General features: G+C 66.9%; 6 protein-coding genes. 4 read left to right on the forward strand and 2 right to left on the reverse strand.

Annotation, left to right across the window (positions count from 1 at the left end; genetic code table 11):
* The coding region (locus QQS52_RS06405; protein WP_472773092.1) for an integrase core domain-containing protein at positions 1-363 on the forward strand (363 nt) is incomplete at its 5' end.
* Positions 356-730 (forward strand): AbgT family transporter, encoded by a 375-nt coding sequence (locus QQS52_RS06410; protein ID WP_472773179.1) that lies wholly within the window; start codon positions 356-358, stop codon positions 728-730. The genes QQS52_RS06405 and QQS52_RS06410, both read left to right, overlap by 8 nt.
* Before the next feature lie 284 nt (positions 731-1,014).
* Here the strand turns inward: QQS52_RS06410 and QQS52_RS06415 are convergent, their stop codons facing one another.
* Complete coding sequence (locus QQS52_RS06415) at positions 1,015-2,754, reverse strand: DUF262 domain-containing protein (RefSeq protein ID WP_472773093.1); 1,740 nt, start codon at positions 2,752-2,754, stop codon at positions 1,015-1,017.
* Positions 2,755-3,015: 261 nt separating this feature from the next.
* On the opposite strand from QQS52_RS06415, the gene QQS52_RS06420 reads away from it, so the two are divergent.
* Both QQS52_RS06420 and QQS52_RS06425 read left to right on the forward strand, forming a co-directional pair.
* Entirely contained in the window at positions 3,016-3,651 is a 636-nt protein-coding gene (locus QQS52_RS06420) for a hypothetical protein (RefSeq protein WP_472773094.1), read from the forward strand.
* Positions 3,652-4,030: 379 nt separating this feature from the next.
* Positions 4,031-13,168, forward strand: coding sequence for a fatty acid synthase subunit beta domain-containing protein (locus tag QQS52_RS06425; RefSeq protein ID WP_472773095.1), 9,138 nt, complete (start codon positions 4,031-4,033; stop codon positions 13,166-13,168).
* A 380-nt stretch (positions 13,169-13,548) separates the two neighbouring features.
* On the opposite strand, the gene QQS52_RS06430 is transcribed toward QQS52_RS06425, so the two are convergent.
* The gene (locus QQS52_RS06430) at positions 13,549-14,574 is read right to left on the reverse strand and encodes a serine hydrolase domain-containing protein (protein ID WP_472773096.1); all 1,026 of its coding nucleotides are present in this window, start codon (positions 14,572-14,574) and stop codon (positions 13,549-13,551) included.
* Positions 14,575-14,582: the final 8 nt, after the last annotated feature.

Below are 14,582 nucleotides of genomic sequence, written 5' to 3' on the forward strand. Positions count from 1 at the left end.
GCTTGTTGTGACCAAGGCGGGCGCCCGCGGGTGATCCGGATGGATAACGACCCCGAGTTCATCGCTCATGCGCTCAACGAATGGGCTGAGGAGGATGAAACGATTCAGGCGTTTATCCCGCCAGGACAGCCCTGGCATAACGGGTATGTCGAGTCTTTCCACAACCGAATGCGTGACGAACTCTTAGAAGACAACAGCATCGACAATCTCGAACACGCACGGATGCTCGTGGGACAGTGGTCGCAGCGGTACAATGACTTCCACCCGCATTCCTCCCTGGGCTACCTCAGCCGCGGAAGTATGCGGAACAATGGAAACATGAAAACACGGTCAACGCTTAAACCAACTGGACCGAATTCTTAGGCCACCCCAGAAGGAAGTCGGTTTTACCGGGATCTTCTTGATTATCGGCTACATCGTGTTCACCGCCCTGCTCAACCTCATCGTTCCGTCGGGCAGCGCCAAGTGGGCTTTGGAAGCGCCTGTCTTCGTCCCACTGTTTATGCAGCTGGGCTACCACCCCGGCTTCATCCTGGCGGCCTACCGCATGGGTGACTCCTCCGCGAACATGGTCACTCCGGTGTCCCCTTACCTGCCGATCGTCCTGGGCTATATCCGCCGGTACGACAAGAGTGCGGGCGTGGGTACATATATCAGCCTCATGCTGCCCTACACGATTGCGTTTTTTCTGCACCTTCTTGGCAGTCTTCCTCGTATTCTTCGCCTTTGAAATCCCCTACGGCCCTGGCGTAACCGCTCACCTGTAGTGGGAACTGGATGATTTGGTCCTCTAATTAATCCCCGAAAAGAACTCCTGAGACCCTTTAAGTCCATCCAGATGGATTAGGTTTCAGGAGCTCTTTTCGCGTATCTATCGACACGGTCAACGCTGGCCCTGTAGACCACGGCCGGCCACAAAATCCTAGGAGTAGCGAAACCTAAGAACTTCAGCGCGCTCTCTCCGTCCTTGAAAGAAGCATCGGGGCCGCCCGTTGTATGAGTTAACCGCCCGGCTTAGTCGTCAGTGAGCAGTCCCCACTCGCCAACGAAGTCCAGGAAACTGGACACGATCTTCTCGTTTCGTGCGATGATGTCCTCCTGCTTGAAGTCGTTTTGATTCTCCGCGAGCTTCGTAAGCTCGACGTTGCGGGTGCCTGGGCGGACTTGGCCGCGGGACGTGGTGAAGCCGTTGTAGTAGTTCTTCTTGTCGGAGAAGCGGTAGTCCGATGCGCGGATGTTGATGGACTTTTCCAGGAACGCCTTGTTGCCCAGTGATTCGAGCAGGCTGCGCGGGTCGAGGGAGTTTTCCACGTCGGCACGCTTCTTGGCGTAGATGTGCTCGAGCTCGAGCTTCACATCCGGATCGAACGGCTGCTGATCGGGATCCTGGAAGGCCCACCACACCAGCATGGAACGGGTAATCGGTCGCCCATTGTTAAATCGGAAAGATTTTATCCGCTCTTCCAAGCCGGCGCGGTCGAAACGGTGTTGCTCGAAAGTAACTGGCTCGTCGTTGACCAGCCGGACCATCGCCGGGAAGATTGGGGTACGCAGCGCGTTTACACCGGGTCGCTCAATGGAATATGCCCAGATGAATGCATTGATACCTGAGAGGAAGTCCAGGAATTTGTTGTCATCCAGTTCGCCGTTCTCATCATGGTTATGCATGTAGTACACGGACACGAAGTAGGTCCACATGCTGTTCGGCGCGTGCGACATGACGAAGAGTCGGCGGATTACTTCCTCGCTAAAGCCTTCCTGGTCGTTGACTCTTACCCAGAACGAGAGGAGGGTTTCCAGGTCAGCAAGGGTCTGCTCTGATTTCAGCAGCTCGTAGTTGCCACGTTCATAGAAATCACGCAGGGACACCGTCGTCGTCTTGCGAATACCCAGCTTCGCACGCCGGTAGTACATGTAGCGCGTGAACAGCTCATCCATCGCATTGGAACTGGACCGGTCGAAGATTCGGCTACTGGTCTCTTCCAGCACCCGCCAGCGATCGATGAACTCGTCCTTCTTGTCTTTATCCGCGAAGTACTTGTAGAACTGCGATTTAAAGATGTCCGCATCCGCCAACGGCAGCCCGCGGTCGTTGAGCGTGGAGAAGATCCGAAGGGCTGTTCGCTGGGATTCTGCCTCAATCGGAAGCAGGATTAGGTTCTTCAGGATGCGCATGGCCAGCGAAGGCGTATAGGTCGGGAACTTGTCGACAAACTCGTCGATGCTGCGTTGGAAGAACGCGAAGTTCTCCGCGTACCGGCTGCGACGGCCCGGAACTACCTCACCTTTTCGCAGGATTTCGAGAAACTCGCCCTTGTCGTCGTCGGAGGCTACCTCAGAGTCGATCTTCAGCTGTTCGTAGTCGGGGTCGCCGAACTCATCGGTCTTCCACAGGCACGACGCGATAAGATCGCGGGTTTTCACCGATCGAGCGTCTTTCATGTGCTCGAACTTCGCATAGAAAGCACGCAGGAGCAGCATCAAGGTCGTCAGTCGCTGCTGTCCGTCGATGATTTCGAGCTGGCCTTCCGTGTTGCGAAAGGTCACGATGGGCCCCAGGAAGTACTCGTCGTTGTCGTCGAACTGGTCAACGTCGCCTTCCGGGATGGCGAAAGCGAAAATATCTTCCCATAAGGTCAGGCACTGATCCTCGGTCCACGCGTAGGGGCGCTGGTAGTCGGGGATGAGGAAATCGGCCCGCTTATCGCTGAACAGCGACAAGACGGCCTTTTGGTCGATGCTGAGCTTCGACATTCACGCTCCTTAGGGGGATGTAGACAAATCACTTTAAATTGGATGTGAACGACCAGACTCGGCGGGGCGTTTATCCGAATGGATTATCTAAAGCTGCGTGCGTCAGCTGTGCTTGGGGAGCAGAGTCCATTATCTGTGCGGGGCAGGACGTAGTGCTTTACCTGATGTTCACGTTATCTACATAACTATTTAGTAGTTTCGAAACCTAAGCACTCTGGTATTCTCGCCGTGTTTAAGAGAAGTATCGAAGCTGCCTGCGGCATGCTCATGGCGGTTGCGATGGCTGCCCCCGGCGGGGCTGGAGAGGCGTCTGCTGCTGCGGTTGCTGAGCCCGACTACCAGGTGAAGTTGCTCCTTAAAGGTGACGCTGTGGATGCCGAGGGGCAGCCCAGTCAGGCGCTGACGTCCCGCTTTAAACTCGGGGAGTTCGAAGGCACGGAGCGCTCCGTTTATGCAGACACCCCGGACCGCTTCTACGGCTCCCAGGGTTGGAGTATCCGGTTGCGCCATAAGGAGGGCGAGGACTCCTACGACGTCACCTTCAAGCGCCGCGCAGAACTTACCGACAACTCGGTGTCGGAGGATTCGGTGGATCGCGTCCTGGAAGAAGCCCGTGACGCGGGCTTTGACTCCTCGGACGACAACTACGCCGCGCAGGTAAACGCCAGCTACGCGAGTATCACCCTTGATTTCAGTAACAAGAAGGAGGCGGGGTGCATCGATAAGCAGTGCAGCCTGCCCGAAGGCGACCGTGCGGTGGATATCGTTGCGGAGCTAGGGCCGGGCAAGCTCAGCAAGGCTACAGGTACCTCAATTGCCGAGGTCGGCCCTGTTGTCAGTGCGACGGTAGAGCACCGCGACACCTTCACGACCGCCGAAGTTATTACAGCTTCTTAAACCCCGGGACATCCACCATGACTGCTTCACCACTATCCGCCCAGACTGAGCCGCAGCCGTATATCCGACTTGCTGGGGTGCGCCGCGAGTTCGCGGACGGGACGGGGCTGCACGCTACTGATTTGTCGATTGGACGCGGCCGGGTCCATGGGAATGGGCCAACGGATCCGTGGCGGGGTGTGCAAGGAAGTCACCCTCCCCCAAAATATGAGTAATTACTCACATTTCGCGCGTGGCGGTACGCCTGCGGCTGTGGGATGGGTTACTGTGTCTAGACCGCATTGATTTCCTATTGCTAACAACATCGTTTCCAGCAACAGGAGAAGTTGGTGCCGCACAATTTGTTGCCAAATCCAGAAAAATCGAGGTAGACACCTATATGTCTTTGACTCCCTTGTTGACGTTAAACGCCGCTGAGACCTCACCGGCCCTCCTTTTCGCCGGCCAAGGTTCCCCCTGGCAAGAGGCAGTGGCCGCCGCCGGGGCGAGCCCGCAGGCGGAGCAGTTGACCGGGTTGCTCGCCCAGGTGCGCGTGGCCGCCGGCCCGGTGGCCCGGGCCATCGCCTCCACCTGCCCGGGCGTGTTCGAGCGCCTGGAGTCCCTGCTGAACAGCCCGGAGGCCACCAGCGCGGAGGCCGCGGCCGCGGACAAGCCCGGCGCGCCGGCGGCCGAGGCCGTCGACGCGGACGCCTTCCCGGCCTACTCGGTACCGGGCATCGTCCTGGGCCAGATCGCCGCCGTGGGCCAGCTGCGGGACCTAGGCCTGAACGTGGACAAGGCGCAGACCGCCGGCCACTCGCAGGGCTCCCTGGGCGCGGCCGCGGTGGACAACCCGCGGGACGCCCTGCTGCTGGCCGTGCTCATGGGCACCGCCGCGGCCCAGGTCCACGGCGCCCACGACACCCGCAGCCACATGCTCTCCATCCGGGGCCTGGAACGCGCGCAGGTGGACAAGCACCTGGCGGGCTCGGCCGCCGTGGCGGTGGTCAACGGCCGCCGCCACGTCGTTATCGCGGGCACGCCGGAGGACCTGGCCGCCACTCAGACGGCCATTACCACCGCGGCCGCCGCCTTCAACGAGCGCCTGGAATCCCGCGAATTCGGCGGCGACGAGCTCGCCCCCGTCTTCGACTACCTGCCGGTGGCCCTGCCCTTCCACCACGCCAGCCTGGCCGGCGCCGTCGAGCGCACCGTCGAGTTCGCAGGACTGTGCGGGCTCGACCAGGACTTCGCCCGCACGCTCGCCCAGCAGATCCTGGTCGACGAGCACGACTGGCCCGCCACCGTCGCCGCCCTGGACGCCGACTACCTGCTGAGCCTGGACAAGGGGCTTACCAAGCTGACCCAGCCGCTGGTGGCCGGCACCGGGGTGGCCATCGTGGACGCCACCACCGCGGCCGCACGCAACGCGCTGGCCACCCCGGGCACCGCGCTGCCGGAGGGCACGGACTACTCCGAGTTCGCCCCGCGCCTGGTGCGCCTGCCGGACGGCGGCGTCTACACCCAGACGCGCTTTTCCGCCGCCACGGGCCTGTCGCCCATCATGCTGGGCGGGATGACGCCGACCTCGGCGGACGCGGACATCGTCGCCGCGGCCGCCAACGCCGGCCACTGGACCGAGCTGGCCGGCGGCGGCATGTACTCGGACGAGGTCTTCACCGAACACCGCAAGAACCTGGAGGCGCAGCTCAAGCCGGGCCGCACCGCCCAGTTCAACACCATGTTCTTCGACCGCTTCCTGTGGAACCTGCAGTTCGGGCAGGCGCGCATCGTGCCCAAGGCCCGCGCAGCCGGCGCCCCGTTCAACGGCGTGTGCGTTTCCGCCGGCATCCCGGAGGTCGACGAGGCCACGGCCCTGCTCGACCAGCTGCACGCGGACGGCTTCCCCTTCGTCTCCTTCAAGCCGGGCACGGCCCGCCAGATCCAGGACACCCTGAAGATCGCCGCCGCCAACCCGGACTCGGTCATCCTCATGCAGGTCGAGGACGGCCACGCCGGCGGCCACCACTCCTGGGTCAACCTGGACGACATGCTGCTGGCCACCTACGCCGATATCCGGGCCCACCGCAACGTGCTGCTGGCCGTCGGCGGCGGCATCTCCTCCCCGGAGCGCGCCGCGACCTACCTGACCGGCACCTGGTCCACCGGCTACAACCTGCCGGCCATGCCCGTCGATGCCGTCTTCATCGGCACCGTCGCCATGGCCACCAAGGAGGCCAAGGCCACCGACTCCGTCAAGCAGCTGCTGGTTGATACCCCCGGCGTGACCCCGAACGACAACGGCGGCTGGGTCGGCCGCGGCCAGGGCACCGGCGGCGTGGCCTCCTCCCAGTCCCACCTGCTGGCCGACATCCACGACCTGGACAACTCCTTCGCCAAGGCCTCCCGGCTTATCACCTCCCTGCCCATCGAGGACTACGACGCCTGGCGCGACGACATCATCACCGCACTCGCCAAGACCTCGAAGCCCTACTTCGGCGACGTGGAGACCATGACCTATGCCGAGTGGGTCAACCGCTTCGTCGAGCTGGCCCACCCCTTTGCCGATCCCAGCTGGGACGACCGCTTCCTCGACCTGCTGCACCGCATCGAGGCGCGCCTAAGCCCCGCCGATCACGGCGAGATCGACACCCTCTTCGCCACCGTCCACGACGTCGCCGACGCCCCGGCCGCGGCCGCCCGGCTGCTAGAGGCTTACCCGGAGGCCCGCGAGGTGCAGGTCTCGCCGCGCGATGCCGCCTGGTGGATATCCCTGCACTACAAGCACGTCAAGCCCATGCCGTGGGTGCCCGCCATCGATGGCGATCTCAAGACTTGGTTCGGCAAGGACACCCTCTGGCAGGCCCAGGACGCCCGCTACACCGCCGACCAGGTCCGCATCATCCCCGGCCCGGTGGCCGTTGCCGGCATCACCAAGCTCAACGAGCCCGTCGCCGAGCTGCTCGCCCGCTTTGAGCAGGGCACCACGGATTCCCTGGAGTCCGCGGGCCAGCAGCCGGTCGAGGCGTTTTCCCGCCTGGCCGACGCCCGCGATGCCGCCGCCTTCCTGCGCGCCGCCCCCACCCTGGTCTGGCACGGCCACCTGATGGCCAACCCCGCCTACGAGATGGACCCGGACGCCTACGACCTCGTCCAGGACGAAGACGGCGCTTGGTCCATCCGCATTACCGCGGACTCCTACTGGGACAACCTGCCGGAGGCCGAGCACCCCTTCTACGTCCGCGAGGTCACCGTCCCGGTGGACCTGCCAGCAGACGTGGCCACCGGCGGCTCCCCGGTCGTCTCCGACGAGCGCCTGCCCGACTCCGTCTTCGCCCTCCTGTCCGGCCTCGCCGGCGTTGGCTCCACCGCCGAGCAGGGCGACGAGATCACCGAGATGCCCCAGATCGTGCCGGGCTCTATCACCGAGTCGACCCCCTTCGGCGTCGCCCACTATTCCTTCCACCTGCCGGCCTCCCTCCTGTCCGCCCACACCGCCGTGACCGGCGCGGCGCTGCCGGTGAGCCCCCCGGCCGAGGAAGAATCGGCACGCCCCGGCGCCGGGACCCCGGACGTGCTGGTCGGACCCTGCTGGCCGGCCATCTACACCGCCCTGGGCTCCGGCCAGCTAGACGACGGCTACCCGGTCATCGAGGGCCTGCTCAACGCCGTCCACCTCAACCACGTCATCGACGTGCGCGTCCCGCTCGAGGAGCTGGCCGACGGCCGGCGCATCGACGTGACCTCCTGGTGCTCGGTCATCGAGGAGTCCAGCTCTGGGCGGATCGTCACCGTCGAGCTGGAGCTGCGCGACCACGTAAGCGGCAAGGTCGTGGTCACCCAGATGCAGCGCTTTGCCATCCGCGGCCGCGCCCACGGGCACAACCAGCCCAGCCCCGCCCCGGAGTGGGGCGGCGGCAAGTCCGCGACCAAGGTCGAATCCACCCCACGCTCCTTCCTGGACCGCGCCGTGGTCACCGCCCCGGCTGATATGACCCCCTTCGCGCTGGTCTCCGGCGACTACAACCCGATCCACACCTCCGCCAACGCCGCCGGGCTGGTCGGCCTGTCTGCCCCGCTGGTGCACGGCATGTGGCTTTCTGCCACCGCCCAGCACCTGGCCGGGCGCCAGGGCCGCGTGGTGGGCTGGACTTATTCAATGTTCGGGATGGTCCAGCTCAACGACGCGATTGAGATTACCGTCGAGCGCGTCGGCCGCAAGGGCATCCACGCCGCCCTGGAGGTCACCTGCCGGATCGACGGCGAGGTCGTCTCCGTCGGCCAGGCGCTGCTGGCCCAGCCCCGCACCGCCTACGTCTACCCGGGCCAGGGCATCCAGGCCCCCGGCATGGGCCGCGGCGACCGCGACGCCTCGCCGGCCGCCCGCGAGATCTGGCGCCGCGCCGACCGGCACACCCGCGACCACCTCGGTTTTTCCATCCAGCAGATCATCGACGACAACCCGACCGAGCTGACCGTGCGCGGCGAGGTCTTCCGCCACCCGCAGGGCGTGCTCCACCTGACCCAGTTCACCCAGGTCGCCCTGGCCGTGGTCGCCTACGCCCAGACCGAGCGCCTCCGCGAGGCCGACGCCCTGGCCTCCGGTTCCTACTACGCCGGCCACTCCCTGGGCGAGTACACCGCCCTGGCCTCCCTGGCCAACATCTTCGACCTCGAGGGCGTTATCGACATCGTCTACTCCCGCGGCTCCGCCATGGGCTCGCTGGTCCCACGCGATGCCGAGGGCAACTCCAACTACGCCATGGCCGCGCTGCGCCCGAACATGGTGGGCATCCCGGCCGAGGAGGTCGCCGACTACGTCGCTGGCGTGGCCGAAGAAACCGGCGAGTTCCTGGAGATCGTCAACTACAACATCGCCGGCCAGCAGTACTCCGTGGCCGGCACCAAGGCCGGCCTGGCCGCGCTGTTAGAAAAGACCAACGCCATCAAGGACCGCGCCGTGGTGATGGTGCCCGGCATCGACGTGCCCTTCCACTCCCGCGTGTTGCGCGACGGCGTGCCGGCGTTCGCCGACAAGCTGGACGAGCTCCTGCCGGAGCAGCTCGACCTGGACACCCTGGTCGGCCGCTACGTGCCAAACCTGGTGGCCCGCCCCTTCGAGCTGACCCAGGACTTCGTCGACGCCGTCGCCCCGCTGGCCCCCTCCGGCCGCCTGGACGGGCTGCGCGTGGACGACATGGACGACAACCAGCTAGCCCGCCTGCTCATGATCGAGCTGTTGTCCTGGCAGTTCGCCTCCCCGGTGCGCTGGATCGAGACCCAGGAGCTGCTCTTCGGCCACGTCGACCAGATCATCGAGGTCGGCCTGGCCAGCTCCCCGACGCTGACCAACCTGGCGCAGCGCTCCCTCGCCGTGGCCGGGCTCGAGCTGCCCGTCTTCAACGTCGAGCGCGACCAGGACCAGGTCATGCTCGCCGACGTGCGCTCCGCCCCGGCCACCCCGGCGCCGGAGGAGGCCGCGGCCGCCGGTTCTGACCCCGCTGCCGAGCCGGGTGAGCCGGCCGCTGCTGCGGAGCCGGCCGCTGCTGCTGAGCCGGCCGCGCCTGCCCAGCCTGCTGCTCCGCCTGCAGGTGCTCCGGCCGCCGCAGCCCCGGCCGCTGCCGCTCCGGAGCTGAACTTCGACGCGGCGCAGGCCATCATGGTGCTCTTCGCCTTCCAGAACAAGATCCGCCTGTCTCAGATCAACGACACGGACACCGTCGAGGAGCTGACCAACGGCGTGTCCTCGCGCCGCAACCAGCTGCTGATGGACATGTCGGCCGAAATCGGCGTGCCCGCCATCGACGGCGCCGCCGATGCCGACGTCGCCACCCTGCGCGAACGCGTCAACACCGCCGCGCCCGGCTACGCCGCCTTCGGCTCCGTGCTCACCGAGACCATCGGCTCCCGCCTGCGCCAGCTCTTCGGCGCCGCCGGCCTGAAGCCGGCCTTCGTGGGCGAGTACGTCACCGGCACCTGGGGCCTGCCCGAGTCCTGGAGCGCCTTCGTGGAGGCCGAAGTTCTCCTGGGCACCCGCGCGGAGGACTCCGTGCGCGGCGGCAGCCTGGCCACCCTGCCGGATTCGGCCAGCTCCAAGTCCGCGGTCACCGATCTTCTGGACCAGGCCATCGAGGCCGTCGCAGCGGATCATTCCGTTTCCGTAAGCAAGGGCGCGGCCAGCTCCGCTGCCGGCGGAGGCGTGGTGGACTCCGCCGCGCTGGAGGCCTACGCCGAGACCGTCACCGGCGACAACGGCGTGCTGGCCACCGCCGCGCGCCAGGTGCTCGACCAGCTGGGCCTGACCCCACAGGAGACCACGCCCGAGGCCCCGGACACCACGCTCATCGAGGCCGTCGAGGCCGAGCTCGGCTCCGGCTGGCTGAAACTGGTCACCCCGTCCTTCGACGCCAACCGCGCCGTCCTCTTTGACGACCGCTGGGCCAGCGCCCGCGAGGACATCGCCCGCATCGCCCTGGGCGAGACAGACGCGGCCGACACCGCGGACCAGGACACCGCCCGCTTTAGCGGCGCGGGCCAAACCGTCGCCGAGCAGGCCACCTGGTGGGCCGAGCACGGCGACCTGCCGGAGGCTGCCCAGCGGCGCCTGCGGGGCATCGCCAAGCTGGCGGGCCAAGAACCTGCCGGCGACTTTGCCGGCGAGGTCGCGCTGGTCACCGGCGCGGCGCCGGGCTCGATCGCCTCTGCCCTGGTGGAGGGCCTGCTGACCGGGGGCGCGACGGTCATCATGACCGCCTCCCGTGTCAGCCAGTCCCGCAAGGAATTCGCCCGAAAGCTCTACGCCCGCCACGCCGCCCCGGGCGCGGCCCTGTGGCTGGTGCCGGCCAACCTGTCCAGCTTCCGCGACGTGGATTCGCTCATCGAGTGGATCGGCACCGAGCAGCGCGAGTCCGTGGGCAACGAGGTCAAGGTCCTAAAACCCGCGCTGACCCCGACGCTGGCCTTCCCCTTCGCCGCGCCTTCCGTATCCGGCTCGCTGGCCGATGCCGGCTCCGCCACCGAGAACCAAGCCCGCCTGCTGCTGTGGTCGCTGGAGCGCACCATCGCGGGCTTAAGCTCCCTGGCGCAGCAGGCCGTGGACACCCGCTGCCACGTCGTGCTGCCGGGCTCGCCGAACCGCGGGCTTTTCGGCGGCGACGGCGCATACGGCGAGGTCAAGGCCGCCCTCGATGCCATCCTGTCCAAGTGGAGCGCCGAAGCCGGCTGGCCGGCCGGTGTCACCCTGGCGCAGGCGAAGATCGGCTGGGTGGCCGGCACGCACCTGATGGGCGGCAACGACGGTCTAGTGCCTGCCGCCGAGGCCGCCGGCATCCACGTCTGGTCCCCGGCCGAGATCTCCGCGCAGCTGCTGGACCTGGCTTCCGCGCGTAGCCGCGAGCGCGCCGCCCAGGCCCCGGTCGAGCTCGATCTGACCGGCGGGCTGGAGGGGGTGTCCCTGCGCGAGCTGGCCAAGAAGGCCGCCGCCTCCCAGCCGGCCGCGACGGAGGAAGCCGCCGAGGCCCCCACCACGATCACCGCCCTGCCCACCCCGGCGCGCCCGCAGCAGCCGGTGCTGGGCTCCACCCCGGACGAAGGCGTTGGCACCGTCACTACGGACTTGGATGACCTGGTGGTCATCGCCGGCGTGGGCGAGGTCAGCTCCTGGGGCTCGGGCCGCACCCGCTTCGAGGCCGAATACGGCTTGAACCGCGACGGCGGTGCCGAGCTGACCGCCGCTGGCGTGCTCGAGCTGGCCTGGATGACCGGGCTGATCTCCTGGTCGGAGGACCCGCACCCGGGCTGGTTCGACGCCGAGGGCAACGAGGTCGCCGAGGAGGAGATCTACTCCCGCTTCCGCGACGAGGTCGTCGCGCGCGCCGGTGTGCGCACGCTCAGCGACAAGTACCACCTGGTCGACCAAGGCTCCATCGATCTCACCGAGGTCTTCCTCGACCGCGACATCACTTTCACCGTGCCCGACGAGCAGTCCGCCCGCGACATCGCCGCCGCCGACCCGGACTTCGTCCGCATCCAGCCGGCCGACGACGAGTGGGAGGTCACCCGCCTTCAGGGCGCGCGCGTGCAGGTGCCACGCAAGGCCACGCTGACGCGCACCATCGCGGCCCAGATGCCGGACAACTTCGACGCCTCCCGCTGGGGCATCCCGGACCACATGCTGGACTCGCTGGACCGCATGGCGGTCTGGAACCTGGTCACGGCCGTCGATGCCTTCACCCAGGCCGGCTTCAGCCCCACCGAGCTGCTCCAGGCCGTGCACCCGGGCCAGGTGGCCACAACGCAGGGTACCGGCATCGGCGGCATGGAGAGCCTGCACAAGGTCTTCGTCACCCGCTTCTTGGGCGGCGACCGGCCCAGCGACATCCTGCAGGAGGCGCTACCGAACGTCATCGCGGCGCACACCATGCAGTCGCTGGTCGGCGGCTACGGCTCAATGATTCACCCCATCGGCGCTTGCGCCACCGCGGCCGTGTCCATCGAGGAGGGCGTGGACAAGATTGCCTTGGGCAAGGCCGACGTGGTCATCGCCGGCGGCATTGACGACGTACAGGTCGAGTCGCTGACCGGCTTCGGCGACATGAACGCCACGGCGGAAACCGCCGCGATGCTGGACAAAGGCATCGACGGCCGGTTCATCTCCCGTGCCAACGACCGCCGGCGCGGCGGCTTCCTCGAGGGCGAGGGCGGCGGCACCGTCATCCTGGCCCGCGGCAGCCTGGCCGCCGAGCTCGGCCTGCCGGTCCACGCCGTGGTCGCGCACGCGGCCTCCTACGGCGACGGCGCGCACACCTCCATCCCGGCCCCGGGCCTGGGTGCGCTGGGTGCCGGCCGCGGACGGGAAAACTCCCGCCTGGCCAAGTCGCTGCGCGGGCTGGGGCTTTCCCCCAACGACGTGAGCGTGCTGTCCAAGCACGACACCTCCACCAACGCCAACGACCCGAACGAGTCGGAGCTGCACTCGCTGCTCTGGCCGGCCATAGGCCGCGATGCCGACCAACCGCTCTTCGTCATCTCGCAGAAGACCCTGACCGGCCACTCCAAGGCGGGCGCGGCCCTGTTCCAGACCGGCGGGCTCATCGACGTCTTCCGCACCGGCGTCCTGCCGGCGAACGTGTCGCTAGACTGCGTGGATCCGTTGATTGCACCTAAGGCGAAGAACCTGGTCTGGCTGCGCAGCCCGCTGAACCTGGCGGCCGGCGGCCAGCCCGTCCGCGCGGCGGCGCTGACCTCCCTGGGCTTCGGGCACGTCGGCGCGCTGCTGGTCTACGCCCACCCCGGCGTCTTCTACGCCGCGGTGCGCCAACAGCGCGGCCACGACGCCGCCGATGCCTGGCTGGCCCGCGCCAACCAGCGCCTAGCCCGCGGGCACGCCCACTTCGAAGCCGGCATGCTGGGCCGCGCCCCGCTGTTCGAGGTCATCGAATCCCGCCGCCTGCCCGGCGAGTCCAAGCAGGCCGAGGCCGCCATGCTCCTAGACGAGAACGCCCGCCTCGGCGCGGACGGCTTCTACCCGGAGGCCTAGTTCTCTAGGCGCCCTCTGGCTGCCGGCGCCGCTCTAGGCGCTTTAGGCGCCACCACGAGAGTTCCGGACAAGTTTTGCCTTCCGGGGCGGGCCCCATCCCCAAACTTGCCCGGAACTCTCTTTTCTTGCTTGGGGTGCTCTGGGCTGGCCTGGGATGACCCGGCTGCGACCTGCAACGGACCCCGGCAGCAGCACCCCGCACGCGCCCGCGCCTACCCAGCGACCGCAATGCGAATTCCCGACAAGTTTTGCCTTCCCGGGCAGACTCCCATCCCCAAACTTGCCCGGAACTCTCCTGCAGGCCGGGATGACTTGAGACGGCCCGCGCCTAGCCCCAAAACCCGGGCCCCATCCCCGACCCCAAGGCGGCAACCTGAGCCTTACACCTCCCGCAGCAGGGACAGCGCCACCGGCAGTGGGTCGCTGTCCATCGTCCCGTCGCGCAGCGAGACGAACACGCCGCGTCGTACCGCGCGGTCGAGGACGACCGCCGACACGAATCCGTTGGCAGCGCCGTTATGCCACGCCAGCTCGCCAGTATTACCGGCTGCCTCCTGGATAAACCACCCATCCGAGACAAGATGCTCGCCGCCGTTGGGGTCCTCCATGCCCGTGGAGTACCGCTGCGATGGCCCCGGCCCCTGCCCTGGTAGCCGGCCATCGAGAACGGCCTCGAGCACGATGACCATATCCTGCGCGGATGCGCGAATCCCACCCGCCGGGGCGTATCCCTCCCCTGACCAGGGCTCTTGCGCGGTGTTGTACACGCTCAGGCCTGGGACATCGGCCTCACGTTCCGCCGCGCCCGGGTCTAGAACTGCGAGGGTCGGACACCCCAACGGTTGCGCAATGCGCTGTGAAATCAGCTGCGGGTAGGAAACGCCGTCGGCAGCAGCCAACACGTGCCCGAGCGCGGCGCCGCCCAGGTTCGAGTAACGGAACTCTGGCGTCCCGAGGCGAGCCCGCCGCAGCTGAGCCATCAGATCGCTGAAGCCCTCGGGCTGCGGATCCTTCTTCCGGATCAACCGCCACAGGGACCGCAGGGCGGCCACCCGGCCACCGCCCACGCTGGGCAGCCCAGATGTGTGATTGACCAGCGCTTCCAGAGTGACGTCCCCAGCGGGCGCCCCAGCCAAAGGCAAGAAGTCTGACAAGGACGCTGAGCGGCAGACTGCCCCCTCAGCAACCATCGCGGAGAAGATGAGCCCGTTTAATGCTTTGCCAACGGAGCCGATGTGGAAAGTACGCTCGGGAGAAAATCCCTGGCCGGCGGTTGACTGCCCGCCCGGAAGCTCAGGGCTCAGCACCGCGGCACAGGCCCCGCGGCAGTCCACGCCGCTCAACGCACTCTGTAGTTTGGCAGACAGCGACGAATCGCCGAATCGTGTCGTGAATTCATCGCGCATGGCCAACG

It is taken from the genome of Corynebacterium sp. 1103A, from assembly GCF_055700955.1.

Excerpts from the sequence above, each read along its gene's own strand:
- QQS52_RS06415 (WP_472773093.1), bottom strand. The coding sequence starts at position 2,754 with ATGTCGAAGCTCAGCATCGACCAAAAGGCCGTCTTGTCGCTGTTCAGC.
- QQS52_RS06420 (WP_472773094.1), top strand. The coding sequence starts at position 3,016 with ATGCTCATGGCGGTTGCGATGGCTGCCCCCGGCGGGGCTGGAGAGGCG.
- QQS52_RS06425 (WP_472773095.1), top strand. The coding sequence starts at position 4,031 with ATGTCTTTGACTCCCTTGTTGACGTTAAACGCCGCTGAGACCTCACCG.
- QQS52_RS06430 (WP_472773096.1), bottom strand. The coding sequence starts at position 14,574 with ATGCGCGATGAATTCACGACACGATTCGGCGATTCGTCGCTGTCTGCC.